Below are 23,535 nucleotides of genomic sequence, written 5' to 3' on the forward strand. Positions count from 1 at the left end.
AAGCGTGAAACTCAACCTCCAGGATACTTCTGAACGCCACCAGGGAAAGTGGCGACTACTACTGTTTTCGATACTGCTCATCTGTTTATATGCCGGCTTGCGGCCAAACCCGATTCCCCAACTCTTTCGTAACTTTGATCTGTTACTGCACTTCAGTGCCTGTGCGGGTGTTGCTTATGTCACCGTATTCGCATTCCGCCCACCGTTGCGCCACTGGGTCATCGCTGCGCTGTTCATCGCAGCGATTTTCATTGAGGCGGCACAGGGCGCACTGCTGGCACGGCGTGCCGCTTCCACCGCCGATTTCTTTGCTGGTATCGCTGGAATCCCTGTTGGCTGGTGGCTGGCTAGGGAAGTAAGGAGACGCCTGCGTCGTTGGTGTAGACAGAAAAATTGGCGGAATCCACGCACACGCAATCATTGGTGACAATACTTTCCAGACACCCTTGCGGGCTTCGGATACTCGTCCAATATTATGTGCAAAAGATGCTCAACCGGTTTAATTGGCAACCAACCCGATTGAATTATCAGCAGCAAGTTGTAGAAGTAATCCCGGAGGTAGCGCAGTGCAGCAGGGATGGATCCGCACCCATCAAAGTGATTTGGCCGCTGTTTATCGTCTGCTTGATGGTGCGCTGATACTCGGCGCCTTATTGGTCTGCACACTCGTCAGTGGTATTGCTCTCGATAAGGATTGGCTCATTGCCGGCCTTACCGCGGTAATACTGTTTGCATTTATCGGGGAATCACTCGAGCTGTACCGATCATGGCGGACAGAAAGCTTTCGCAATATGCTTTTGACGACCGCACTCGCCTGGGCCGTGGTCTGCCTGCTGCTGCTACTCATCGGCTACTTCTCTGCGCAGGCAGCTATTTATTCTCGTCTCGTGGTGGGCAGTTGGTTCTGCTTGACTCTGCTAGGGCTGGGGTTATGGCGCTTCGCTTTGCGGCAACTGCTCCACTACCTGAGGGTCAATGATCACAATACCCGTTCCGCTGCAATTCTTGGGTTCAATCAGGCGGCAGTCAGGCTGGCCGAGGAATTACAGCGCAACCCCCAGTTAGGTATTCGACTACAGGGTATCTACCGGCTTCCCGGGTACGACGGAGACACTGATGCGATCACGCATGAAAACGCCCACCTGCTCGCAGGTGAATTAGAACAGGCGTTATCCGCGGCAAGGGCTGGCGATCTCGATTTGATCTACATCGCGTTGCCAATGGGAGAGGCACGTCATATTGGCGAACTGCTGGCGGCTTTAGGGGATACCACGGCCACCGTCTTTCTTCTACCAGACATCTTCGGTAGTAATTTACTGCAAACGCGCTGGCAGCGGATCGGAGGCAGCACGGTCCTGAGTATTTATGACAGCCCTATTCAAGGAATCAACAGTTGGTTAAAGCGGCTCGAAGACCTTCTGGTTTCGACACTGGCATTAGTCCTTTTGAGCCCATTAATGTTACTCATCGCGCTTGGTGTAAAACTCACCAGCTCGGGCCCAGTGCTGTTTAAGCAGCGTCGCTATGGTCTGAACGGGCATACCATCGACGTCTGGAAATTTCGCTCCATGACGTGCACCGAAGATGGGCCTCACATCCAACAGGCACAAAAAAACGATGCGCGAGTTACCCCCTTCGGTCGCTTCTTGCGATGCACTTCACTGGATGAATTGCCACAGCTATTCAATGTGCTCGGTGGCTCTATGTCCATCGTCGGCCCACGCCCTCACGCGGTAGCGCACAACGAACAATTTCGCTCCATCGTCAGCGGCTACATGCTGCGCCATAAAGTGAAGCCCGGTATTACCGGCTGGGCACAAATCAATGGCTGGCGCGGTGAAACCGATACGCTGGAAAAAATGCACAAACGTGTCGAACACGATCTGGAGTACATTCGCAACTGGTCGATATTCCTCGACCTGCGAATCTTATGCCTCACTGTGTCACGTGGTTTCGTCGGCAAAAATGCATACTGAATTAACACCGCGCCGATTATTGGCTGTTTTTGTGCAGTTGATGTGCACACTTCGCAGGTGCTTCTAAACTCAGGTTTCAGAAGAAAAGAACCACCGCAATTGTTATAGACGGGTTAGTAGCAGTCCCCGCCTCAACGCGATATCGCAAGCAGGAAGGACATATATGCTCTCCAGTACCCGCTCATTGGCAACAGGTATTATTGCCACCGCGCTCTCTGCATATTGTGTTGTCGCCTCTGCCGATCCCATAAAACTTGGATCTGGAATACTGCTGACGCCCGCCGTCGGTATGGATCTGCGATACGACGACAACATCAACAACGCGCCCCAAGATGGAATCGACAGCTTTCTGTTACTCACCACACCCCGCATGGGGCTCGAGTACGATCGCGGGGCTATTGTCTACTCGATGGAGTATGCACTTTCCCATGGCAATTACCTGAATAGTGGACGCAGCTCATTTACCGATCACGCACTAAGCGGTACTGCGGATTGGGACCTGGGAAGAAGGCACAACCTGACCTTCGGTGCTGCCTACCTCAGCATCAATGACGAGTTCAACGATCAAGTGGTAGATGACCTCGAAAGCCTCATTTTCGAGCGAGACCGCTATCGGCAGTCCGACCTGTACGTGTCCTATGGCTTCGGTGCAGAAGGCGCACGTGGATTTCTCGGCGTCACCCTGGGTACCAGTAACCGAGACTACCGGGAAGAAATCGTCGCACGTGATCGACGCTCTCCGTTTATCAACGGTACATTTTCCGCAAACATCGGCGGTAAAACCGCGCTTCTCGCGAATCTCGAAGGACGGCGAATCCGTTACGACACGCCTGTGGGCGACCTACTAGATCGCGATAACGATGAAACCAGCCTGATGGTCGGTATTGAGCGCGAAACCGAAAAAATCACCGCCACAATTCTCGGCGGCCTGGTCAAAAAGAGCTACACCGACTCCGCGATCACAGACTATCGCCGGCCACGCTGGCAAGCATCGCTGAATTGGAGCCCATTGGAGACAAGTGAATTACTACTCACTGCGGAACGGCGTCCTGTCGATTCGGCAGCTGGTATCGCAAACTTTGTAGATGCAACTTCCGCTTCGGTCGCGTGGAGACATTCGTGGAATGAAAAAATCGAAAGCGATCTGTTCTTCCGTTACACGAAGGCCGATTTTACCGGCACGCAATTGACTGAAAACATCCGTCGCTGGGGTACCACCTTGCGTTACCAATTCCGTCCCTGGATGGACCTTCGAACTGGCATATCTACCCTGAATCAAGGGGCAACCAGCCAACTGTTTTCCTACCAACGCAACCAAGTATTCATCGGATTTGACGCGTCCTACTAAAGATGTGAGGAGATTTTATGCGCAAATATAGAATCCGCTGGACCATGTGCTTACTAGCTCCATGGTTTATAGCTGCAATCATCACCCAGGCGAATGCCGAGGTGTCTTCAAAATTACTTGATGACCAGTATCAACTTGGTGCCGGCGACGTCATTAACATCCGTGTATTTGGCGAAGAGGAGCTTTCGCTTGAAGTGCGCCTCAGTGATAGCGGGGTTATCAACTACCCCTTCCTTGGCGAGGTAAAGGTCGCCGGCCTCAGTGCGTCACTTGTCGAGAAAAAAATTGCAGCCGGACTGCTTGACGGCTATCTGGTGAATCCCAGCGTCGAGGTCACGATCACCCAATACAGGTCATTCTTTGTGGATGGCGAGGTCAACACGCCAGGAAGCTACGCCTACTTGCCGGGACTCACGATCAACAAAGCCGTCGCAATGGCCAGTGGTTTTACCCCGCGCGCATCACGAGACAAGATTCTGATCAAGCGCGGCCAGGGCAACGGGCAAATCACGATCGAAGCGGACCTGGATACCAAGCTATATCCCGGTGACATTATTACCGTAAAGCAGAGCTTTTTTTAGTAGAGAAACCATATGAACTATGCACAGGGCAATGGTGGCGACGAACTACCACAGGAACAAAGCCTGGATCTACTGCGCTACTGGAAAATTCTCTTCGCCAGGCGCTGGCTGATCTTTGGCCTCAGTGTGGCTATTTCCGCTGTCGCGATCGCATTTATTTACAAAATGCCATCGCGCTATCAGGCCACCGCATCGCTGGTTTTTGAAGTGGATCAAGCCAATCCGGTCTCGGTCGAGGAAATCTACGATCTTGGCGCACAGCGCCGTGACTACATTCTCACACAAACAGAGATGCTAAAGTCACGACAGCTGGCCGAGCGGGTCATCAGACGCCTCGACCTGGTAAATCACCCTGAATTCGCGCCACAGGAGAAGTCCGGGCTATCCACTTTATTTGCAAGCCGCAATACGACAGGCAGCCCGGTGTCGGATGCGAAAGGAACGGCCTCGCTCGAGAAGGTCACCTCGACATTTCTCAAGCGTTTGACTATATCTCCAGCGCGCAATACGAACCTGGTGAAGGTGCAGTTTGAAGCCCAATCGGCAAAGCTCTCTGCCGACGTTGCCAACGCCCTGGTCGAGGAGTTCATATTTTTCCAATCGGAAGCGAAAGAGCAGTTCACAAATCGTGCAACATCCTGGCTAAACGAGCGGCAGGAAACCCTGCGTTCCAAGCTGGAAGCATCGGAAAAGAACTTACAAAACTTTCGCGAGACCGAAGATCTCGTTGATCTTAGTGGTGTGCGTGGTCTTTCCGAGCAGGACTTGAATTCTGCTACCAGCCAACTCCAGGAAACACGACGGGAATTCAAGCAAATTGCCAGTATCTTCAACCAGTTTGAGCGTCTCAAAGGCAATGAGCTGGCGCTAGCCAATTTGCCAGAGGTAATCAGTAATCCGCTGATCCAAGAGATAAAGCGCAATGAGGCAGCCGCTGAACGCAATGTTGCGGAGTTGGCCAGGCGCTACAAACCCAAGCACCCGACGATGATTGCGGCCAGTAATGAACTGGACATGATCCGCGAGCAGTTAGCCAGTGAAGTCCGCATTCTGGCGGAATCCATCGAAAGCCAGTACAACACGGCGCAGGCACGAGTTGCAGCGCAAGAACAGGAAGTGCAACGGGCAAAAGCTGCCTACCAGAACGTTTCACAAAAAGAGTTCCGCTATCAGGAGCTGGTGCGAGAAGTAGAAGTCAACCGTCAGCTCTACGACACCTTTTTCACCCGGGCGAACGAAACACGCGAGGCATCTGGCTTCGAAATCGCTCCGGCGCGCTTCCTTGATTCAGCGGTGCCTCCCAATACCGCGACCAAGCCCAACAAAAAGCTCTTGGCAATGATGGCACTCGCCCTGAGCGCCGTGTTTGCAACGGCAATCGCCCTGTTACTCGACTTCATTCGCCTGGGAGTACGCAGCCCGGAAGATGTCGAGGTGCATCTCGGTCAGAACCTGATCGGCTTGCTGCCAGAAGTCAGTACGCCCAAAGGCTCAAAACTAAATCTGCGCACCTTTTTCGACCCGGATCATTACACATTTAGTGAGGCGGTCCGCACACTGCGTACTGGAGTCGTACTGACCGGCCTGGGCAAGTCCATGCGCACCATATTGGTGACATCCTCCGTTCCCGCAGAGGGCAAAACAACAGTCGCCGAGAATCTTGCTTTCGCTCTCAGCCAGGTTGAACGTGTGCTGCTGGTAGACTTGGACCTACGCAAGCCCACAGTCGGCGCAGATTTTCGTATTGGCTCCAACCACCCTGGAATTACTGACTTAATTCAGGGTAACAAGTCAGTGGCAGACTGCGTCTACAAGGACATTGGCAGTAACTTGCATGTAATGCCATCTGGGAGCCACCTGCCAGACCCACAACAGTTGTTGGTGTCTGCGCGCTTTGCGGAAACCATCAGCACGCTGGCTCAGGACTATGATCGGGTTGTCATTGATAGCCCACCGGTCCAGGCCGTAAGCGACGCACTGATCATTTCACGCCTGGCGGATGCCCTGCTTTACGTGGTGAAGTATGACTCCACCAATAAGCGGACTGTTTCACGCGGCGTTGAACGACTCACCAAGCTCAACAGCAAGATAGATGGAGTAGTGCTCACGCACGTAGATACCAGCAAGGACGCGATCTACGCCGATGAGTATTATGACTACGACTATGGCAACAGCCGACGCGACAGTGCGCCAGTGAACGTGTCTACTGCGAGCTCCCAGCCGACTGAGTCGTCCTTCGTCCCTGATGTGCATCCACGCTCAACGTCTGCCCGATTCACGGCGGCCGCCACGGACGATGCCCATGCTCTCTCTCGCCCAGAAAAGCGTGATAGTCGCACATCGGTGCACACGGGTAATGTCGATATTACCGCGCATAGTCGGGCGTCAACTACCCTGGCACTTGATGACGATGTTGCCGTTGTTTCTGCACCAGATAATGAGTCGCAAGAACAGCTAGCGATGACGCAAGACGTCGAGTTAGCAGCGACGGATGCCGCAGTGGTAGAGGAGGATCAACTCACCGCAGAGGTTGCGATAGAGACCGAGGAAATTGTAGTCGTACGTGCCGAGGATCACGTACCGGATGAATTTATCAATGGTGACGATGTGGCCATTGATACGGGTGTCGATACGGATCTTGCCCAACAGACTGCACAACAAGTTGCGCAAGACGCTCTTCCGCAGGTCATCGAAGAGACTATCGCGGAGAATACTCAAGAAACTGTCCAGAAAACTGCCCAAGAAACTACCCAAAAAATTGTCCAGGAAACTTCCCAGGAAACTTCCCAAGAAACTTTCCAGGAGACGACAACTGCAAGCAGATTAAATGGCACTGCGGACAATATCACCGCGAGCGATTCGTCTGGCATGCTCGCTTCCCAAGCAGAGAGTACAGCGGAGGCTACGACTGAGCGTGAGTTTTTCACCGACGCCGAAGGCTTCACACTGCCGCAATTTGATTCTGATGAGTGCGCAGACGATACATCCTCTGCAGAGGGCGAGATCGAGGAGGAGACAAATCCCGTTAGTGACGACAAGCCAAAAAAGAAGTCTCGCTCCCCGAGAAGTCAACGATCACGGGCAAAAAGGAAACAACGTAAAAAGCGTGCCCGCGCCAAACGTGCAGCCAAGAAGTGATCCACTGGGATACATCGCGCGGGTGCGTCACCGGTAAAGTATGTATTCCCTAAGCACACCTGCCTGTAGTCACGAATATACGTGGCTACAGGCACCTATCCCTCGCAGCCTCTCTGCTGTATTTAATTCGATCATTCATGATGTGCCCTGCGCAACATCGATTCGATTTAGTGGTCCTTCTCCCCATCCACTTCCAGTAAACAAGAAAATGCGCCCAAAAATAAGGGCATTTATTCCCTCAGGTTTTTCGGAATAAAACAGGCCAAGCGGACGGCTCACAGCTATAAAGAAAGAAGCGGTGTTAATACATTTCCCTAGGCTGGAATCGACAAGTTATGCGTGTATTACTTGTTTTCGGAACACGACCCGAAGCAATCAAGATGGCTCCACTGGTGAATCTGTTACGTGGAGACTCAAGATTCGACACCAAGGTCTGTGTCACCGGACAACACCGGGAGATGCTCGACCAGGTGTTGTCGCTATTCGAGATTGAGCCAGATTATGATCTGGATATTATGGCGCCGAACCAGGATCTCTTTCAGGTAACCTCACGTATTTTGCTGGGTATGCGGGATGTACTGAACGATTGCAAGCCCGACCGAGTATTCGTGCATGGCGATACGACGACCACCCTTGCCGCTTCCCTGTCAGCTTACTATTGCAAGATACCCGTTGCCCATGTGGAAGCCGGCTTGCGTACGGACGATATTTACAGTCCCTGGCCGGAAGAAATGAACCGTAAGCTGACCGGGGCCATCGCTGAATACCATTTCGCGCCCACCACCTTGTCTCGTCAGAATCTGCTCAATGAATCTGTGTCAGAAGAGAAGATCACGGTCACTGGCAACACCATCATCGACGCACTCATTGATGTGGTACGCCGCATTGAAACGGATGACAAGCTGAGCGCAGAACTCGAGTCTCAGTTCCCGTTCCTGCATCCGGACAAAAAGATTGTCCTGATTACCGGTCACAGAAGGGAAAACTTTGGCACCGGTCTGGAGAATATCTGCCACGCTATCCGTGAGCTCGCCGCACGAGATGACGTACAGTTTGTCTATCCTGTGCATCTCAACCCACGTGTACAGGAGCCGGTCAATCAAATGCTATCAGAGCTCGACAATGTGCATTTGATAAGCCCACTTACCTACCTTCCCTTCGTTTACCTGATGCACCGTGCGCACCTTATTTTGACCGATTCCGGCGGAATTCAGGAAGAAGCGCCATCTTTAGGAAAGCCAGTACTGGTCATGCGCGATGTCACCGAACGTCCCGAAGGGGTGAGGGCGGGGACGGTGAAGCTAGTGGGCACCGACAGTGCGAAAATCGTCGCCGGGGTGAACACGCTGCTCAATGATGAATTTGCCTATGAGGCAATGAGTGCAGCAGTAAACCCATACGGCGATGGATTCGCCTGCGAGAAGATATTGAAAGGAATTTTGCATGCAACGCAGGAAGTTGCCGTTTAATCGGATTTCCGTTATTGGGCTTGGTTATATAGGCCTGCCCACCGCGACGGTTATTGCGTCAAGAGGCATTGATGTCGTTGGGGTCGATGTCGTAGCTACCGCAGTGGAAGCAGTAAATGCAGGCACAGTGCATATTAGCGAACCCGGTTTGGAGCGACTGGTAAACCAGGTGGTTGGCGCGGGAAAACTGCGCGCAGTAACGCGCCCTGAGCCCGCTGACGCTTTCATTATTGCGGTACCAACGCCATTCGTCGAAGCGGAACAGTCTGAAACGCCAGCGCCCGACTTAAGCTATATCCAGGCCGCCGCAGAGTCGATAGTACCGGTTTTGAAACCGGGTGACTTGGTTATCCTGGAGTCCACGTCTCCGGTGGGGACCACAGAGAAGCTGATGGGCTGGTTGCGCAATGCGCGCGCTGATCTTTCTTTCCCGGTTCAAGGTGAACTCGGGGCGACAGATGTGCACGTTGCCTACTGTCCCGAACGCATCCTGCCGGGCAAAGCGCTCGAGGAACTGGTCGCTAACGATCGAATCATTGGCGGGGTGAGTGAGGCTTGTAGTCTTGCCGCACTCGGCCTTTATCAACTATTTGTTGAAGGCGACTGCATCATCACCGATGCACGCACGGCCGAGCTGTCCAAGTTGACGGAGAACGCGTACCGGGACGTAAACATCGCATTTGCCAATGAGATGGCGTTTATCTGCGATGAGCTCGGTGTGAATGTCTGGGAGCTGATTCGGCTGGCCAATCGGCATCCGCGAGTCAGTATTCTCAACCCCGGGCCGGGGGTGGGCGGTCACTGCATCGCCGTGGATCCCTGGTTTATTGTCAGTAGTGCGCCGCAACAGGCAAAGCTCATCGCACAGTCGCGCAAAGTCAATGATGCGCGTCCGGCTTACGTAGCGGACCAGGTGTTCCAAGCGACACAGAAGCATGCAAACCCAATCATCGCCTGTCTCGGGCTCGCATTTAAGCCGGATATCGATGACTTGCGGGAAAGCCCGGCCTTGGACGTGGTGAAAGAACTATCGGAGCGCAGTGATAATCAATTGCTTGCCGTAGAACCAAATATCGACAGCTTACCAGTGGAGCTCTCATCAAAAGGAGTCGCCCTTGTGTCGCTTGATGAGGCGCTGGCCCACGCAGATATCGTTGTAGTGCTCGTCGATCACTCGTCATTTCTCGATATCGACAGTGGTCTGCTCGCTGGGAAAACGGTGGTCGATACACGCGGGTTACTTCCGCGGCTCGAGAAACAGGCAGAGCCTGTGGCTAGCTGTACGACCATAGTTGACATAGCTGAATAGCTGAATATCTGAATAGCTACGCCGGATTGCCGCGTATGGATATCGCATTAACACTGGATTATGAGCTGTTCTTTGGCAGGCAGACAGGAACCCCTGACGCTTGCTTGATTCAGCCCTGCGATGCCCTGTTACGTGTCCTCGAGGCATATTCAGCACCCGCGGTATTCTTTGTCGACGCCAGTTATCTGGTCCGTCTGCGCGAATTTACACACCAGTTTCCACACCTGCAGCAAGAGTATCTTGCGGTGGTAGCGCACATCCGCCAGCTGGAAGCGCGCGGCCATCAAATTCAGCTGCACATACATCCGCACTGGTTTGACTCATGGCACGACGGTCAGCAGTGGCATACAGTGATCGACCGCTACAGGCTCTCGCAATGGCCTGAGCAGGATATCGTCTCTATTATTGATCGATGCACCTCGGAGTTGAACCGGCACCTCCAACACAAGGTATTTGTGTTTCGTGCCGGCGGCTGGTGTGTACAACCATTTATGCCACTTGCCCAACCACTGATCGACAATGGCATCCACATAGACAGCTCGGTCTATCACGGCGGTGGCGCCAGCTCGCAAGCACACGAATTTGACTTCCGCTCTGCTCCCACCGGTGCGCGCTGGAAATTTGATCGCGATCCATGCCGCCCCATGGTTAACGGCGTATTTACCGAGGTGGCGATCTCTTCTCACCGGGTATCCCCGCTCTTTTACTGGCGCTTTGCCCTGAACCGGCTGCTCGCGCGCGGCGAATACCACACACGCTTCGGGGATGGTTACGCGCTGGGCAACAGCCGTACGGATCTGCTGCACCTGCTCACGCATTATTCGCACATGGCTGTATCGGTGGATGGCTTTAAAGCAAGCCTGTTGCAGCGCGCATTCAGCGAGGCAAGGCGCAAGCGGCAGGAATGTTTCATCGCGATGGGGCACCCGAAATCCCTTACCCCTTTCAGCCTCAACCAGCTGAATAGCTGGCTGCAAGACGTGTACAGCGAGGGGCTCCAGCTATCGGGTTATCACCGGCCGCCGCCCGCCCAAGCGGATGCCATCGCGTTGGCCAGAAAGGCACTCCACGAATAGTTCACCCTCCGCAATGGCCCCGCATATGCGTATGCCATTGACTCTTGTGGGTTACACGAATACGTAAAGAAAAAGGATCCCCCATGCATAGAATTGAATTGCTCGGTGCGCCCATGGATATTGCATCGCGGCAAGATACGGTAGCGCTGATTGGCGACAGGATTCAATCCCATACATTTACCCAGCATGTGGTTGTCAACGTTGCAAAGCTGATCCACATGCAGAGTGACCCCGCGCTCGCGGAGTCGGTCGGGTCATGTGACATCATAAACATCGATGGCACTGGCGTGGTATGGGGTGCCCGTTTTCTTGGTCACGATGTTCCTGAACGGGTAGCGGGTATCGACCTGTTTTATAGTCTGTTGGAAATGAGCGCGGAAAAGGGCTTCCCTGTCTATTTTCTGGGCGCCCGTGCGGCGGTAGTATCAAAAGCCGTATTACGGCTAAAATCGCGCTATCCACAGCTTAAAGTGGCCGGTTGGCACCACGGCTACTTCTGGGAAGACGAGCAATCGGTGGTCGACGATATCCGCCGTTCCGGGGCGAGATTATTGTTCGTTGCCATCACATCGCCACACAAGGAAAATTTTATCCACCGCTGGCGTGATCAACTCAATGTCGACTTTGTTATGGGCGTTGGAGGCACCTTTGATGTGGTGGCAGGCAAGGTGCAGCGTGCACCCAAGTGGATGCAACGGGCTGGTCTGGAGTGGTTATTCCGCCTGCTGCAAGAGCCACGCCGCATGTGGCGTCGCTACCTGGTAACCAATTGCGCGTTTGCCTGTCAGCTGCTGAGAGAGAAATGCCGCATGGGATTCAGGCCCAGGCCGGCGCATCCTGTGCAAGCACAAGAGTCGAATCAATCCGGGGAGTGAGAGGCCTTTCGCGCACTGCAGCTCCTCCATCCAGATTTACGCGCCCCAGTACGCTGGCTGCATAATCTGGAACTTTGGAAGGCCATTTGGGGGAGGAATCTACGCGTGAATATCGATATCAATTGCGATCTCGGCGAGGGGAGCACCGCGGAGGACTGCGCGCGGGATGCGCTACTCATGCCCTATATTTCCCGCTGTAATATTGCCTGTGGTGGCCATGCGGGTAACCCGCAAACCATGGCCATTTCACTGGAAAATGCATTGGAACATCGCCTTTCCATCGGTGCGCACCCTGGCTATCCCGATCGCGAGAATTTTGGCCGTAGAAGTCTCGATATTTCAGCAGAAGAACTCGCCACATCGGTATCCACACAAATCGAGGCTCTCACGGTTCTCGCCAGGCAACAGGGCGTCACGCTTGATCACGTGAAACTGCATGGCGCTCTCTACAACGATGCCGAGGCCGATCCGAAACTGGCGTCACTTCTCACCGACCTGATCCATCGCAAGTTTCCCGACCTGGGTATTCTTGGGCTTGCAAACGGCGCGATGGAAACAGCCGCAAAAGAGCTCGCACACCCATTTATTCGTGAAGGCTTTATGGACCGCCGCTATCTCAACAAGCAGCGGCTGTCCCCGAGGTCGATGCCCGGCGCCGTGATCGCAGACTTTGACCTTTGTATCCAACAAACTCTGGGGCTCATCCGCGGCCACGGTTTCCCCTCCATCGACGACACTGAGCTCTCATTCACCGCAGACAGCATCTGCCTGCACGGTGACAATCCCAATGCTGTGCAAATAGCGGAAAAGCTGGTGGGCGCCCTGCAGCGCGAAGGCATCCACGTCGGCACATGATCGAATCACTGCAACTCCCCGGCTACGTTCTTCAGAGCAACGGCGACTCCGCCTGGGATATCTGTTTTGACGGCGCAGTATCTGAGGCATTGAGCGCGCTAATTATTGGTCTCGAAACCCATCTTGAGCAACAGATAGCGAGCGGTGATTGGCCCGAAGTTATCGAACTGATTCCAGCGTACCGCAGCCTCACTGTATGCTACGACCCGCTGCAGCCCTCTCCTCAAGACCAGCCGCCGCTGAGGGAGCGGCTGCATACGCTGGTGCGCGATTTCATTGTTACAAGCGATAAAGCCCGAGTTCCCAGCCCGTCGGCAGGTAGCACTACGATCGAAATCCCGGTCTGCTATGAAGGCGATTACGCGCCTGATATGGATGCGCTGTGCGCACGCGTCGGTTTTACCCGCAATGAAGTGATTCGCCGGCACAGCGCCCCCTGCTACCTGGTGCATATGCTGGGTTTCACACCCGGGTTTCTCTATCTTGGTGGCCTTGACCCAGAACTTACCTGCCCGCGCAAGTCGCAACCCGCAGTGAAGCTCGCGGCAGGCTCGGTTGGCATTGGTGGTAGCCAAACGGGTATTTATCCACAGGAGACGCCTGGCGGCTGGCAGATCATTGGCCGCACACCGATTCGATTATTTGATCCAACGCGAGAATACCCTTTTGTCGCGCGCCCCCTAGATCGTGTTCGGTTTGTCCCTATTTCGGCAGAAAAATTTAAGGCCCTGGCTCTGATCTTGGCACAGGAGTCGGCGCAAGATCCGGCGCAGGAGCAGCCTGGGAAAACACCATCATGCTGACTGTCCTGTCGGGTGGACTACAAACCAGTATTCAAGACGGCGGGTATCGTGGCTTGATGCGATATGGCGTTGCGCCAGGTGGTGCGGCCGACCCCGTGGCCATGACGTTGGCAAATCGACTGCTGGGCAACCGGCCAGCAGCGGCTTGCCTTGAAGTCACCATGGTAGGCCCGCGCATTCAATTCGAGGCGGAATTGTGCCTTGCCGTGTGTGGGGCACGGTTTGACCTGACACTCAATGATATACCGGTCGAAAACGACACTGTCATCCATGTCCAACCGGGTGACACCCTCAACTTTGGCAGGTTACGCAGCGGTGCCCGTGCTTATCTCGCCATATCGGCAGACATACAGGTTCCCCGTGTCTTCGGTAGCCTTGCCACGCAGTTACAGATTGGTCTTGGCGGCTTCCACAACCGCGCACTCAAGGGCGGCGACAAAGTCCCCCTGAGTAACACCCGCTTGGCGGCCAAACGCCGATTACCGGCCGAATATCGACTGAATTACGCCGGGCGCCCCCAGCTGCGCATAATTGACGGTGCTGAGGCGCATTACTTGAGTCCACGCGAACGTGAGCGCTTCACCGGCGCGACTTACGAGGTCTCACCCCAAAGCAATCGCATGGGGATTCGTTTGGCGTGTAGGCCGTTAGAAACCAGCGGTTTACCGCAAATGACCTCATCCTGCCTTTGCCCCGGTACCATACAGGTTCCACCGAGTGGCACACCCATTATTTCATTTGTCGAGGCGCAAACAATCGGCGGGTATCCGCGTATTGGCCACGTGATCAGCGCCGATCAGCACCTGCTTGGCCAGCTTAAACCGTATGACCGTATCAACTTCACCCGTGTAACACTGGATACAGCCCATAGAGTACTGCGAGACAAACACGCACTAATGGCTCAACTCACCCAGGATCAGACGCTCGGTTGATATATCGATACATGAACGCCAGGCACGCGGCAAGAGGACAGATGCGGATACAGCCGCACGGATTGCTGGCACGAAACACCATGCAAGCAGGGAAAGGAAGGCAGTCAGTAGCGCGAATGCGCTATGCCGACGAGTCAACAACGTTCAAGAATCAACCCAGGTTATGGAAGACTCATCGTCATTATGCTTGTCCGCGCAGGGCGTCGACTTGGGGGGAACCACACCCACACGGCTTTTCGGGTCCGTATGCTGCTGCTCCCAATGTGCAACCGCTTCCGCACACAGCATTTTCTGCTCAGCGGTTATCGCCACACCATTCGGCCATTTACCCAACTCAATTGCCCGCTTTAAGCTGCCGACAATCTGCGGATTGAGTATTTTCAATAGTTCATCGAGCGACTGAAACATCTTCGAATCCCCTTTGTATTCAACGAGACAGACACACCAAAAAAAAGCCGGTCAATGACCGGCTTTCCTTTGCTCGGAGACCACCGGCCCTAAGACCGGTAGCTTACCGATGACTTAAGACTCGAGGTCTTAAGCTTCTGCAGCTTCTGCAGTCTCGTCCGCAACCGGACGATCCACCAGCTCGACGTAGGCCATCGGCGCCTTGTCGCCTGCGCGGAAACCACATTTCAGAATGCGGATGTATCCACCAGGACGGGCTTCGTAACGAGGACCCAGCTCGTCGAACAGCTTGCGCACTGCATCCTTATCACGGATACGGGCGAAAGCCAGACGGCGGTTAGCAACACTGTCTTTCTTGGCCAGGGTGATCAGCGGCTCGGCAACGCGACGCAGTTCCTTGGCTTTAGGCAGTGTGGTTTTGATCAGCTCGTGCTCTACCAGAGAGGCGGTCATGTTCTTGAACATGGCCTTGCGGTGAGAGCTAGTACGACTGAATTTACGGCCACTATAACGATGACGCATAACTCAATTCCTCACGACTAGAATTGCTTTCTCAGCAAGTCGTTTGTGAGTGGTATTTGCTATGGGCACACACCACTCGGGTTTCTTACAGGGCCGGGCTCAACACCCGCACCACAAACGCTTTACAGGGGGCTCAGCTTGCTATCGCCTTTGAGGCTGGCCGGCGGCCAGTTCTCGAGACGCATGCCCAGGGAGAGACCGCGAGAGGCCAGAACGTCTTTGATCTCAGTCAGAGACTTCTTACCCAGGTTCGGAGTCTTCAGCAGCTCTACTTCGGTACGCTGAATCAGGTCGCCGATGTAGTAGATGTTTTCTGCCTTCAGACAGTTAGCCGAACGGACGGTCAGCTCCAGGTCATCGACCGGGCGCAACAGCACCGGATCAACTTCCTCTTCCTTCGCTTCAGGCTGGGCATCCTTCTCGCCTTCCAGGTCCACAAATACTGCCAGCTGCTGCTGCAGGATAGTGGCGGCGCGACGGATCGCTTCCTCCGGGTCCAGAGTACCGTTGGTCTCCAGGTCCAGAACCAGCTTGTCCAGGTCAGTACGCTGTTCCACACGTGCGGATTCCACACTGTAGGACACGCGACGAACCGGGCCGAAAGATGCGTCCAGTTGCAGACGGCCAATGGCGCGGGTCTCTTCTTCGTCTTCGCGACGTGCGTCGGCGGGCTGGTAGCCACGGCCGCGCGCAACGGTCAGACGAATGTTGAGCTCAACATCGCCAGTGATGTTTGCGATCACATGTTCGGGGTTCACGATTTCGATGTCGTGGTCCACCTGAATGTCGCCTGCGGTAACCGCACCTGGGCCTTTCTTGCTCAGGCTCAGCACTGCCTGGTCCTTGCCGTGCATCACCACCGCAATTTCCTTCAGGTTGAGCAGGATTTCGATTACATCTTCCTGCACACCTTCAATTGCGCTGTACTCGTGCTCAACACCGTCGATCTCAACTTCAGTGACGGCGCAGCCCGGCATGGAGGACAGCAGGATGCGGCGCAGCGCGTTGCCGAGAGTGTGGCCGAAACCACGCTCCAGCGGTTCCAGAACCACTTTAGCGTGGTTCTGGTTGTACTCGGTGACGTCAATACGACGAGGTGTCAAAAACTCGTTGACAGCAGTCTGCATAGCCATACCTGTATTACAGTTTTATTCCTTAAATGGAACAGAGCCTTACTTGGAGTAGAGTTCCACGATAAGGTTTTCATTGATCTCTGCCGGCAGATCTACGCGATCCGGAACACGCTTGAAGGTACCTTCGAGCTTGCTCGCGTTCACGTCTACCCACTCTACGTCACCGCGCTGTGCAGCGAGGGAAACGGAGTTCTGGATACGCATCTGCTTCTTGGACTTCTCGCGAATGGAGATAACGTCGCCTTCTTTAACAGAGTAAGAAGGGATGTTTACGGTAGCGCCATTCACCAGGATCGCCTTGTGAGATACCAGCTGACGTGCTTCAGCACGAGTAGAGCCGAAGCCCATGCGGTAAACCACGTTGTCCAGGCGTTTTTCCAGAAGTTGCAGCAGGTTTTCACCAGTTGCACCTTTCAGACGCGCCGCTTCCTTATAGTAGTTGCGGAACTGCTTTTCCAGCACACCGTAGATACGGCGTACTTTTTGTTTTTCACGCAGCTGAATGCCGTAGTCGGAAAGACGGCCGCGACCAGCGCCGTGAACACCCGGCTTGGTCTCTGCACGACACTTAGAGTCGTGTGGGCGAACGCCACTTTTCAGCTGAAGATCGGTACCTTCCCGACGGGAAAGCTTACATTTTGGTCCAATATAACGTGCCATTTCGTCAACCCCCTCTTACACGCGACGTTTCTTGGGCGGACGACAACCATTATGCGGGATCGGCGTCACGTCGGTGATGTTGGTGATCTTGTAGCCGCAGTTGTTCAGTGCGCGAACAGCAGATTCGCGACCGGGGCCAGGGCCCTTAACTTCGACATCAAGGTTTTTCAGGCCATACTCCTGAGCAGCAGTGCCTGCGCGCTCAGCAGCAACCTGGGCTGCGAATGGGGTGCTCTTACGAGAACCGCGGAAACCGGAACCACCAGCGGTAGCCCAGCTCAGAGTATTGCCCTGACGGTCAGTGATCGTCACGATCGTGTTGTTGAACGATGCGTGGATGTGGGCAACACCGTCGACAACGGTCTTTTTGACCTTTTTGCGAGCAGTAGTTTTTGGCTTAGCCATACCTATATCCTAAATCCTGTACTTGTGAAGACTTGCCGATGTAAGTAATTACTTACGGATCGGCTTGCGCGGACCCTTACGGGTACGGGCGTTAGTCTTGGTGCGCTGACCGCGAAGCGGCAGGCTGCGACGGTGACGCAGACCGCGGAAGCAACCCAGGTCCATCAGACGTTTGATGTTCATGGATACTTCACGACGCAGATCACCTTCAACGGTCAGTTTCGCAACTTCACCGCGGATGGTTTCGATCTGGTCTTCGGACAGATCACGAAGTTTGGTGGATTCAGCGATACCTACCGCTGCCAGAATAGACTTGGCCGTAGTGCGTCCGACACCATAGATATGGGTCAGGGAGATCACGGCGTGCTTGTGGTCTGGTACGTTTACACCAGCAATACGTGCCATAGAGGCGTACTCCACGTATTGTGAACCGCACAACTTTGGTTGTGGCGCGATTCAATTCTTAATTCGGCGCTGACAGCGAATAAAAAGCCACCAGCACCACCAAAAAGGCGCGCAAGAATAGCTTTTCATACACCAAATTGCAATAGCCCGCCTTCCCAGAGCCGAAACTCAGGGTGAAACGGACGACAGTCAACGCCCCCTTTTTGAGACTGCCCAGACAACTTTCGCTGACTTTGCAGTCTCACCACAGATCTAAATCTGCGGTGCGCCTTTTAACACGGGGCTGTGCCAAGAGGCAAATTCTTTGACGAACAATTGGTTTCCTAACCTCTCCGATGTCTAGACACCGGAACTCACCGTCCCTGGTGAGTCACTAATCGGCAAGCGGTGCCGATTAGCCCTGCCGCTGCTTGTGACGAGGCTCAGCGCTGCAGATAACCCGCAGAACGCCTTTGCGACGTACAATTTTGCAGTTACGGCAGATCTTTTTAACAGAAGCGCGTACTTTCATGACCTTACCTCAATTCAATCCTGCTGCCCGGGTTACCGATTAACGGCGGCCGTAGCTTTGCAGATTTGCCTTTTTCATTAACCCATCATACTGGTGGGACAGCAGGTGCGATTGCACTTGCGCCATGAAGTCCATCACAACGACCACAACGATCAGCAGTGATGTACCGCCCAGATAGAACGGAATGTTCAGCCCAACTACCAGGAACTGCGGCAGCAGGGATACCAATGCGATGTAACAGGCACCCACCAGGGTCAAGCGAGTCAGAACGCTGTCGATATAACGAGCGGTCTGTTCACCTGGGCGAATACCGGGTACGTAGGCACCGGATTTCTTCAGGTTGTCTGCAACTTCATTCGGGTTAAACATCAACGCCGTATAGAAGAAGCAGAAGAAGCCGATCAGCAGAGCGAACAGAATAATGTTCAAAGGCTGACCCGGGCCCAGCTGCAGTGCCATCCACTGCAGAATCTGTGCACCAATGCCTTCGCCACCCTGACCGAACCACTGCGCAAGAGTCGCAGGGAACAGCAGGATACTGCTAGCAAAGATCACCGGGATCACACCGGCCATGTTCACCTTCAGCGGCAAGTGGCTGGACTGTGCCGCAGGCGCCTGCGAGTAACGACCCGCCTGGCGACGTGCGTGGTTGATGGTAATACGGCGTTGACCGCGCTCCATCACCACTACGAAGTAGACAACCGCCAGCGCTACGAAACCGATGGCCAGCAGCATCAGGATGTGCAATTCACCCTGACGCGCCTGCTCGAAAGCCTGACCGATGGCACTGGGCAGACCCGCAACGATACCGGCAAAGATAAGCATCGAAATGCCATTGCCCACACCGCGCTCAGTGATCTGCTCACCCAGCCACATCATGAACACTGCACCGGTTACCAGTGACACTACCGCCACGAAGTAGAAACCGAATGCCGGCTCTGCGGAATAAGCCAGGTTTTGACCGGCAAGACCAAAGGTCATACCGATACCCTGGATCAGGGCCAGAAACACGGTCAAATAACGCGTGTACTGGTTGATTTTGCGACGGCCTGCATCACCTTCCTTCTTCAACGCCTCCAGAGAAGGCGTTACCGCGGTCATCAACTGCATGATGATGGACGCGGAGATGTAAGGCATGATGCCGAGCGCAAGGATACTCATCCGCTCCAGTGCACCACCGGAAAACATGTTAAACAGACCCAGGATCGTTCCCTGATTCTGATTGAACAGATTCGCCAGCTTCTCCGGATCAATACCGGGCACCGGAATATGGGTCCCTATGCGATAAACAAGAATCGCGAGAAACAGAAAACGAAGGCGAGCCCAAAGCTCGCCTAATCCCTTGCCGTTGCCCAGGGAGTTAACACCAGTTCCTGGTCGTGCCATTGGGGCCTCGATTTAGTCTTCTACTTTTCCGCCAGCAGCTTCGATGGCTGCTTTAGCACCCTTGGTGACACCCAGACCTTTAACGGTAACCGCTTTGGTCAGTTCACCAGAAAGGAACACTTTGGCGCGCTTAATGTGGTTGCCGATAATATCGGCATTCTTCAGCGCTGCCAAATCAATAGTGTCACCCTCTACCTTCGCCAGCTCCGCCAGACGCACTTCCGCAACAAAGCGGCCAACGCGAGAGGTGAAACCGTACTTCGGCAGACGCTTCTGCAAAGGCATCTGACCGCCTTCGAAGCCCGGACGAACACTACCGCCGGAGCGGGATTTTTGACCTTTATGGCCGCGACCGCCGGTTTTACCCAGGCCGCTACCAATACCGCGACCAACGCGCTTGGCGCTGTGCTTGTGACCCTCAGCGGGAGACAGTTCATTCAAACGCATGTTACGCCTCCTCCACTTTAACGAGGTAGTTCACTTTGTTGATCATGCCGCGCACAGAGGGAGTGTCTTCCACTTCCACAGTGTGACCAATGCGGCGCAGACCCAGACCAGCAACACATGCCTGATGGTTTTTCAGACGACCGTTGATGCTTTTAACCTGGGTTACTTTGATGGTCTTCTTAGCCATGACTCATTCACTCAAAGCAAGTTCAGACCGGACTGCAGCAGATCACTGCAGCCCGAGCCGAATCAGTTCAGGATTTCTTCCACAGACTTGCCGCGCTTGGCAGCAACGTCTTCTGGGCTACTCATTTTGCCCAGCGCACTGAAGGTGGCGCGTACGACGTTTACCGGATTGGTAGAGCCGTAGCACTTGGCCAGTACGTTGTGGACACCAGCCATTTCCAGTACGGAGCGCATAGCACCGCCGGCGATTACACCGGTACCCTGGGAAGCGGGCTGCATGTATACCTTGGAACCGCCGTGGCGACCGTTGGTAGCGTACTGGATGGTGTCTCCATTCAGATCTACCTGGATCATGTTGCGACGCGCAGCTTCCATAGCCTTTTGGATGGCTACTGGCACTTCACGTGCTTTACCACGACCAAAGCCAACGCGGCCATTGCCATCGCCAACTACGGTCAGAGCGGTGAACGCGAAGATACGACCACCTTTAACGGTTTTGGCAACACGATTGACCTGGACCAGCTTTTCCTGGAGGCCTTCGTCGTTGCTCTTCTCGACTTTTTCTCTAGCCATAACTCAACCCTTAGAATTTCAGACCGGCTTCACGGGCAGCGTCTGCCAGGGCCTTAACACGGCCGTGGTACTTAAAACCGCTACGATCGAAGGCTACCGCTTCAACGCCAGCGGCTTTCGCGCGCTCAGCGATCAGGGTGCCAACAGCTTTAGCAGCGTCGACGTTACCAGTTTTGCTTTCACGCAGGTCCTTATCCAGAGTAGAGGCGGTGGCCAATACCTTGTCGCCATCGGCGGTCAGGATCTGTGCGTAAATGTGGCGGGGAGTGCGGTTCACTGTCAGGCGAACGGCGCCCAGCTCACGGAACTTGGCGCGGGCACGACGTGCACGACGCAAGCGAGTTTGCTTCTTAACGTTCATATCTATGCCTTACTTCTTCTTGGCCTCTTTGCGATACACGTGCTCATCGGCGTAGCGGACACCCTTACCTTTGTAGGGCTCCGGCGGACGGAATGCGCGGATCTCAGCGGCCACTTGACCTAACAGCTGCTTATCGCTGCTCTTCAGTACGATTTCAGTCTGGCTCGGGGTTTCAGCAGTAACACCTTCCGGCAGTGCGTAATCTACCGGGTGCGAGAAACCGAGAGTCAGGTTAACGGTCTTACCAGATGCTTTCGCACGGTAACCTACACCGTTCAGCTGAAGTTTCTTTTCGAAACCCTGACTGACACCGACCACCATGTTGTTAACCAGCGCGCGGGTAGTGCCGGCGAGGGCACGAGCCTGCTTGGAACCGTTGCGTGCAGCAAAGGTCAGCTGATTCTCTTCCTGTTTAACTTCAACGTCACTGTGTGCGGAGAAGTTCAGGTTGCCATTACCACCTTTCACAGCGATGTCCTGACCTGAAAGGCTCACGGACACGCCAGCGGGGATGCTTACGGGACTATTAGCTACTCGAGACATATTAACCCCCGCTTAGAATACGGTGCAGAGCACTTCGCCGCCGACACCAGCCTGACGGGCAGCACGATCGGTCATCACACCTTTGGAGGTGGAGACGATTGCGATACCCAGGCCACCGCGAACGGACGGCAATGCTTTCTTACCTGCGTAGTTACGCAGGCCTGGACGGGAAACCCGATCCAGCTCAGCAATTACCGGCTTGCCCTGGAAGTATTTCAATTCGATAGTCAGTTCAGGCTTGGCACCTTCGCTGACAGCTACGTCAGTAACATAACCTTCGCCCTTGAGGACGTTTGCTACGGCTACTTTCAGTTTGGAAGAAGGCATAGAAACACTGCCCTTGCCGCGCGCCAAGGCGTTGCGGACGCGGGTCAGCATATCTGCCAACGGATCTTGCATACTCATTACTTAAGACTCCTCAAGTCTGCCGTATTACCAGCTGGACTTAACCAGACCGGGGACATCACCACGCATAGCGGCTTCACGCAGTTTGTTACGGCACAGGCCGAACTTGCGGTAGACAGCGTGGGGGCGACCAGTGATACGACAGCGACGTTGCTGACGTACCGGGCTTGCATCGCGCGGCATTTGTTGCAGCTTGAGTTGAGCCTCCCAGCGCTCCTCATCGGAAGCACTGGCACTGGCGATGATCGCCTTCAGCTCTTGACGCTTTTCGGCGTACTTAGCTGCGGTTCGAGCGCGCTTGTTCTCACGCGCAATCATGGATTTCTTCGCCATGGAATCCTCTTAACCCTTGAAAGGGAAGTTGAATGCTTTCAGCAGTGCACGACCTTGTTCGTCGGTAGCTGCTGTAGTAGTGATACAAATATCCAGGCCGCGGATTTTGTCTACTTTGTCGTAGTCAATTTCCGGGAAGATAATTTGTTCTGTTACACCCATTGAGAAGTTACCACGACCGTCGAACTGCTTCGGGCTAATGCCACGGAAGTCGCGGATACGTGGGATAGCGATACCGATCAGTCGCTCCAGGAACTCATACATGCGCTCACCGCGCAGAGTTACCTTACAGCCGATCGGCCAGCCATCACGGATTTTGAAACCCGCGATAGACTTGCGCGCTTTGGTCACAATAGGTTTTTGACCAGTGATTGCAGTCATGTCATTGACTGCATGTTCCAGTACCTTCTTATCACCAATGGCTTCACCGACACCCATGTTGACGGTGATTTTGGTGATGCGCGGCACGGACATTACGTTCTCAAGTCCCAGCTCTTCTTTCAGCTTGGACGCGAGTTCTTTGGTGTAGAGCTCTTTAAGCCTTGCCATGTTTTCCACCTGACTTATGCGTCAACGGCTTCGCCGCTGGATTTGAAGACGCGGATCTTAGTGCCATCTTCCAGTACTTTGAAGCCTACCCGGTCAGCTTTTTGCGTATTCGGGTTGAAGATGGCTACGTTGGAAACCTGAATAGCGGCTTCTTTCTCAACGATTCCACCGGCAACACCCAGCTGGGGGTTCGGCTTCTGGTGTTTCTTGATCATCTGAACACCGGACACGATCAGACGGCCATCGTTCAGCACCTTACGTACGGTGCCACGCTTGCCCTTGTCGCGACCGGCGATAACGATCACTTCATCGTCACGCTTGATCTTGCGCATTACTCTTCTCCGCT

29 protein-coding genes are annotated in these 23,535 nt (G+C 54.3%); 12 read left to right on the forward strand and 17 right to left on the reverse strand.

The window, feature by feature from the left end:
* Positions 1-4: 4 nt before the first annotated feature.
* The 12 genes from AS89_RS18735 (at position 5) to AS89_RS0116220 (ending at position 14,362) form a co-directional block, all read left to right on the forward strand.
* The gene (locus tag AS89_RS18735) at positions 5-427 is read left to right on the forward strand and encodes a hypothetical protein (RefSeq protein WP_138976431.1); all 423 of its coding nucleotides are present in this window, start codon (positions 5-7) and stop codon (positions 425-427) included.
* A 139-nt stretch (positions 428-566) separates the two neighbouring features.
* Complete coding sequence (locus tag AS89_RS0116170; protein WP_010133801.1) at positions 567-1,976, forward strand: undecaprenyl-phosphate glucose phosphotransferase; 1,410 nt, start codon at positions 567-569, stop codon at positions 1,974-1,976.
* A 163-nt stretch (positions 1,977-2,139) separates the two neighbouring features.
* Entirely contained in the window at positions 2,140-3,324 is a 1,185-nt protein-coding gene (locus AS89_RS0116175) for an outer membrane beta-barrel protein (protein ID WP_010133802.1), read from the forward strand.
* A gap of 17 nt (positions 3,325-3,341) precedes the next feature.
* The gene (locus AS89_RS0116180; protein ID WP_010133803.1) at positions 3,342-3,905 is read left to right on the forward strand and encodes a polysaccharide biosynthesis/export family protein; all 564 of its coding nucleotides are present in this window, start codon (positions 3,342-3,344) and stop codon (positions 3,903-3,905) included.
* A gap of 12 nt (positions 3,906-3,917) precedes the next feature.
* Positions 3,918-7,043 carry a GumC family protein gene (locus AS89_RS17940; RefSeq protein WP_010133805.1) on the forward strand — a complete coding sequence of 1,042 codons (3,126 nt, stop codon included), beginning with the start codon at positions 3,918-3,920 and terminating at the stop codon, positions 7,041-7,043.
* A 335-nt stretch (positions 7,044-7,378) separates the two neighbouring features.
* The gene (gene wecB, locus AS89_RS17945) at positions 7,379-8,512 is read left to right on the forward strand and encodes a non-hydrolyzing UDP-N-acetylglucosamine 2-epimerase (RefSeq protein ID WP_081475762.1); all 1,134 of its coding nucleotides are present in this window, start codon (positions 7,379-7,381) and stop codon (positions 8,510-8,512) included.
* Positions 8,487-9,821, forward strand: coding sequence for a UDP-N-acetyl-D-mannosamine dehydrogenase (gene wecC / locus AS89_RS0116195; RefSeq protein ID WP_010133807.1), 1,335 nt, complete (start codon positions 8,487-8,489; stop codon positions 9,819-9,821). The genes wecB and wecC overlap by 26 nt, the downstream gene beginning before the upstream one ends.
* Before the next feature lie 35 nt (positions 9,822-9,856).
* Positions 9,857-10,897 carry a polysaccharide deacetylase family protein gene (locus AS89_RS0116200; RefSeq protein WP_010133808.1) on the forward strand — a complete coding sequence of 347 codons (1,041 nt, stop codon included), beginning with the start codon at positions 9,857-9,859 and terminating at the stop codon, positions 10,895-10,897.
* 83 nt (positions 10,898-10,980) lie between these two features.
* Positions 10,981-11,772, forward strand: a complete 792-nt coding sequence (locus AS89_RS17950; protein ID WP_010133809.1) for a WecB/TagA/CpsF family glycosyltransferase — start codon at positions 10,981-10,983, stop codon at positions 11,770-11,772.
* Positions 11,773-11,877: 105 nt separating this feature from the next.
* Positions 11,878-12,627: a LamB/YcsF family protein gene (locus AS89_RS0116210; protein WP_010133810.1), complete on the forward strand. Its 750-nt coding sequence runs from the start codon at positions 11,878-11,880 to the stop codon at positions 12,625-12,627.
* On the forward strand, positions 12,624-13,430 hold the full coding sequence (gene pxpB / locus AS89_RS17955) for a 5-oxoprolinase subunit PxpB (RefSeq protein WP_010133814.1): 807 nt from the start codon (positions 12,624-12,626) through the stop codon (positions 13,428-13,430). The genes AS89_RS0116210 and pxpB overlap by 4 nt, the downstream gene beginning before the upstream one ends.
* Complete coding sequence (locus AS89_RS0116220; RefSeq protein WP_010133815.1) at positions 13,424-14,362, forward strand: biotin-dependent carboxyltransferase family protein; 939 nt, start codon at positions 13,424-13,426, stop codon at positions 14,360-14,362. Before pxpB ends, AS89_RS0116220 begins: the two co-directional genes overlap by 7 nt.
* Before the next feature lie 144 nt (positions 14,363-14,506).
* Here the strand turns inward: AS89_RS0116220 and AS89_RS0116225 are convergent, their stop codons facing one another.
* From AS89_RS0116225 to rplX, 17 genes are all read right to left on the reverse strand, one after another.
* The gene (locus AS89_RS0116225) at positions 14,507-14,770 is read right to left on the reverse strand and encodes a YeaC family protein (protein WP_010133816.1); all 264 of its coding nucleotides are present in this window, start codon (positions 14,768-14,770) and stop codon (positions 14,507-14,509) included.
* A gap of 129 nt (positions 14,771-14,899) precedes the next feature.
* Positions 14,900-15,292 (reverse strand): 50S ribosomal protein L17, encoded by a 393-nt coding sequence (gene rplQ / locus AS89_RS0116230; RefSeq protein WP_010133817.1) that lies wholly within the window; start codon positions 15,290-15,292, stop codon positions 14,900-14,902.
* Positions 15,293-15,414: 122 nt separating this feature from the next.
* Positions 15,415-16,419, reverse strand: coding sequence for a DNA-directed RNA polymerase subunit alpha (locus AS89_RS0116235; protein ID WP_010133820.1), 1,005 nt, complete (start codon positions 16,417-16,419; stop codon positions 15,415-15,417).
* A 45-nt stretch (positions 16,420-16,464) separates the two neighbouring features.
* A complete protein-coding gene (rpsD, locus tag AS89_RS0116240; protein WP_010133821.1) occupies positions 16,465-17,085 on the reverse strand; it encodes a 30S ribosomal protein S4 in 621 nt (206 codons plus the stop codon).
* Positions 17,086-17,100: 15 nt separating this feature from the next.
* Positions 17,101-17,490 (reverse strand): 30S ribosomal protein S11, encoded by a 390-nt coding sequence (rpsK, locus tag AS89_RS0116245; protein WP_010133822.1) that lies wholly within the window; start codon positions 17,488-17,490, stop codon positions 17,101-17,103.
* A 48-nt stretch (positions 17,491-17,538) separates the two neighbouring features.
* On the reverse strand, positions 17,539-17,895 hold the full coding sequence (gene rpsM, locus AS89_RS0116250) for a 30S ribosomal protein S13 (protein WP_010133823.1): 357 nt from the start codon (positions 17,893-17,895) through the stop codon (positions 17,539-17,541).
* Between the two features lie 394 nt (positions 17,896-18,289).
* Complete coding sequence (rpmJ, locus tag AS89_RS18500) at positions 18,290-18,406, reverse strand: 50S ribosomal protein L36 (protein WP_010133825.1); 117 nt, start codon at positions 18,404-18,406, stop codon at positions 18,290-18,292.
* Between the two features lie 39 nt (positions 18,407-18,445).
* Positions 18,446-19,792 carry a preprotein translocase subunit SecY gene (gene secY, locus AS89_RS0116260; RefSeq protein WP_029250111.1) on the reverse strand — a complete coding sequence of 449 codons (1,347 nt, stop codon included), beginning with the start codon at positions 19,790-19,792 and terminating at the stop codon, positions 18,446-18,448.
* A 12-nt stretch (positions 19,793-19,804) separates the two neighbouring features.
* Complete coding sequence (gene rplO, locus AS89_RS0116265) at positions 19,805-20,239, reverse strand: 50S ribosomal protein L15 (protein ID WP_010133828.1); 435 nt, start codon at positions 20,237-20,239, stop codon at positions 19,805-19,807.
* A gap of 1 nt (position 20,240) precedes the next feature.
* Complete coding sequence (gene rpmD / locus AS89_RS0116270; RefSeq protein ID WP_010133829.1) at positions 20,241-20,426, reverse strand: 50S ribosomal protein L30; 186 nt, start codon at positions 20,424-20,426, stop codon at positions 20,241-20,243.
* 62 nt (positions 20,427-20,488) lie between these two features.
* Complete coding sequence (rpsE, locus tag AS89_RS0116275; protein ID WP_010133830.1) at positions 20,489-20,998, reverse strand: 30S ribosomal protein S5; 510 nt, start codon at positions 20,996-20,998, stop codon at positions 20,489-20,491.
* 10 nt (positions 20,999-21,008) lie between these two features.
* Positions 21,009-21,359 (reverse strand): 50S ribosomal protein L18, encoded by a 351-nt coding sequence (rplR, locus tag AS89_RS0116280; protein WP_010133831.1) that lies wholly within the window; start codon positions 21,357-21,359, stop codon positions 21,009-21,011.
* A gap of 9 nt (positions 21,360-21,368) precedes the next feature.
* On the reverse strand, positions 21,369-21,902 hold the full coding sequence (gene rplF / locus AS89_RS0116285; protein WP_010133832.1) for a 50S ribosomal protein L6: 534 nt from the start codon (positions 21,900-21,902) through the stop codon (positions 21,369-21,371).
* Between the two features lie 12 nt (positions 21,903-21,914).
* On the reverse strand, positions 21,915-22,307 hold the full coding sequence (rpsH, locus tag AS89_RS0116290; protein ID WP_010133833.1) for a 30S ribosomal protein S8: 393 nt from the start codon (positions 22,305-22,307) through the stop codon (positions 21,915-21,917).
* 27 nt (positions 22,308-22,334) lie between these two features.
* Complete coding sequence (gene rpsN / locus AS89_RS0116295; protein ID WP_010133834.1) at positions 22,335-22,640, reverse strand: 30S ribosomal protein S14; 306 nt, start codon at positions 22,638-22,640, stop codon at positions 22,335-22,337.
* Between the two features lie 9 nt (positions 22,641-22,649).
* Entirely contained in the window at positions 22,650-23,189 is a 540-nt protein-coding gene (rplE, locus tag AS89_RS0116300) for a 50S ribosomal protein L5 (protein ID WP_010133835.1), read from the reverse strand.
* A gap of 14 nt (positions 23,190-23,203) precedes the next feature.
* Entirely contained in the window at positions 23,204-23,521 is a 318-nt protein-coding gene (gene rplX, locus AS89_RS0116305; RefSeq protein WP_010133836.1) for a 50S ribosomal protein L24, read from the reverse strand.
* Between the last annotated feature and the right edge of the window lie 14 nt (positions 23,522-23,535).

The sequence above is a fragment of the Microbulbifer agarilyticus S89 genome (assembly GCF_000220505.1).
Lineage (GTDB): Bacteria > Pseudomonadota > Gammaproteobacteria > Pseudomonadales > Cellvibrionaceae > Microbulbifer > Microbulbifer agarilyticus_B.

Excerpts from the sequence above, each read along its gene's own strand:
- rplX (WP_010133836.1), bottom strand. The coding sequence starts at position 23,521 with ATGCGCAAGATCAAGCGTGACGATGAAGTGATCGTTATCGCCGGTCGC.
- AS89_RS0116180 (WP_010133803.1), top strand. The coding sequence starts at position 3,342 with ATGCGCAAATATAGAATCCGCTGGACCATGTGCTTACTAGCTCCATGG.
- rplR (WP_010133831.1), bottom strand. The coding sequence starts at position 21,359 with ATGAACGTTAAGAAGCAAACTCGCTTGCGTCGTGCACGTCGTGCCCGC.
- rpsH (WP_010133833.1), bottom strand. The coding sequence starts at position 22,307 with ATGAGTATGCAAGATCCGTTGGCAGATATGCTGACCCGCGTCCGCAAC.
- rpsM (WP_010133823.1), bottom strand. The coding sequence starts at position 17,895 with ATGGCACGTATTGCTGGTGTAAACGTACCAGACCACAAGCACGCCGTG.
- wecC (WP_010133807.1), top strand. The coding sequence starts at position 8,487 with ATGCAACGCAGGAAGTTGCCGTTTAATCGGATTTCCGTTATTGGGCTT.
- pxpB (WP_010133814.1), top strand. The coding sequence starts at position 12,624 with ATGATCGAATCACTGCAACTCCCCGGCTACGTTCTTCAGAGCAACGGC.
- AS89_RS0116235 (WP_010133820.1), bottom strand. The coding sequence starts at position 16,419 with ATGCAGACTGCTGTCAACGAGTTTTTGACACCTCGTCGTATTGACGTC.
- AS89_RS0116225 (WP_010133816.1), bottom strand. The coding sequence starts at position 14,770 with ATGTTTCAGTCGCTCGATGAACTATTGAAAATACTCAATCCGCAGATT.
- AS89_RS0116200 (WP_010133808.1), top strand. The coding sequence starts at position 9,857 with ATGGATATCGCATTAACACTGGATTATGAGCTGTTCTTTGGCAGGCAG.
- rpsK (WP_010133822.1), bottom strand. The coding sequence starts at position 17,490 with ATGGCTAAGCCAAAAACTACTGCTCGCAAAAAGGTCAAAAAGACCGTT.
- AS89_RS0116175 (WP_010133802.1), top strand. The coding sequence starts at position 2,140 with ATGCTCTCCAGTACCCGCTCATTGGCAACAGGTATTATTGCCACCGCG.
- rplQ (WP_010133817.1), bottom strand. The coding sequence starts at position 15,292 with ATGCGTCATCGTTATAGTGGCCGTAAATTCAGTCGTACTAGCTCTCAC.
- rpmD (WP_010133829.1), bottom strand. The coding sequence starts at position 20,426 with ATGGCTAAGAAGACCATCAAAGTAACCCAGGTTAAAAGCATCAACGGT.
- secY (WP_029250111.1), bottom strand. The coding sequence starts at position 19,792 with ATGGCACGACCAGGAACTGGTGTTAACTCCCTGGGCAACGGCAAGGGA.
- rplO (WP_010133828.1), bottom strand. The coding sequence starts at position 20,239 with ATGCGTTTGAATGAACTGTCTCCCGCTGAGGGTCACAAGCACAGCGCC.
- rpsD (WP_010133821.1), bottom strand. The coding sequence starts at position 17,085 with ATGGCACGTTATATTGGACCAAAATGTAAGCTTTCCCGTCGGGAAGGT.
- AS89_RS17950 (WP_010133809.1), top strand. The coding sequence starts at position 10,981 with ATGCATAGAATTGAATTGCTCGGTGCGCCCATGGATATTGCATCGCGG.
- rpsE (WP_010133830.1), bottom strand. The coding sequence starts at position 20,998 with ATGGCTAGAGAAAAAGTCGAGAAGAGCAACGACGAAGGCCTCCAGGAA.
- rpsN (WP_010133834.1), bottom strand. The coding sequence starts at position 22,640 with ATGGCGAAGAAATCCATGATTGCGCGTGAGAACAAGCGCGCTCGAACC.
- AS89_RS17940 (WP_010133805.1), top strand. The coding sequence starts at position 3,918 with ATGAACTATGCACAGGGCAATGGTGGCGACGAACTACCACAGGAACAA.
- rplE (WP_010133835.1), bottom strand. The coding sequence starts at position 23,189 with ATGGCAAGGCTTAAAGAGCTCTACACCAAAGAACTCGCGTCCAAGCTG.
- rpmJ (WP_010133825.1), bottom strand. The coding sequence starts at position 18,406 with ATGAAAGTACGCGCTTCTGTTAAAAAGATCTGCCGTAACTGCAAAATT.
- rplF (WP_010133832.1), bottom strand. The coding sequence starts at position 21,902 with ATGTCTCGAGTAGCTAATAGTCCCGTAAGCATCCCCGCTGGCGTGTCC.
- AS89_RS0116220 (WP_010133815.1), top strand. The coding sequence starts at position 13,424 with ATGCTGACTGTCCTGTCGGGTGGACTACAAACCAGTATTCAAGACGGC.
- wecB (WP_081475762.1), top strand. The coding sequence starts at position 7,379 with ATGCGTGTATTACTTGTTTTCGGAACACGACCCGAAGCAATCAAGATG.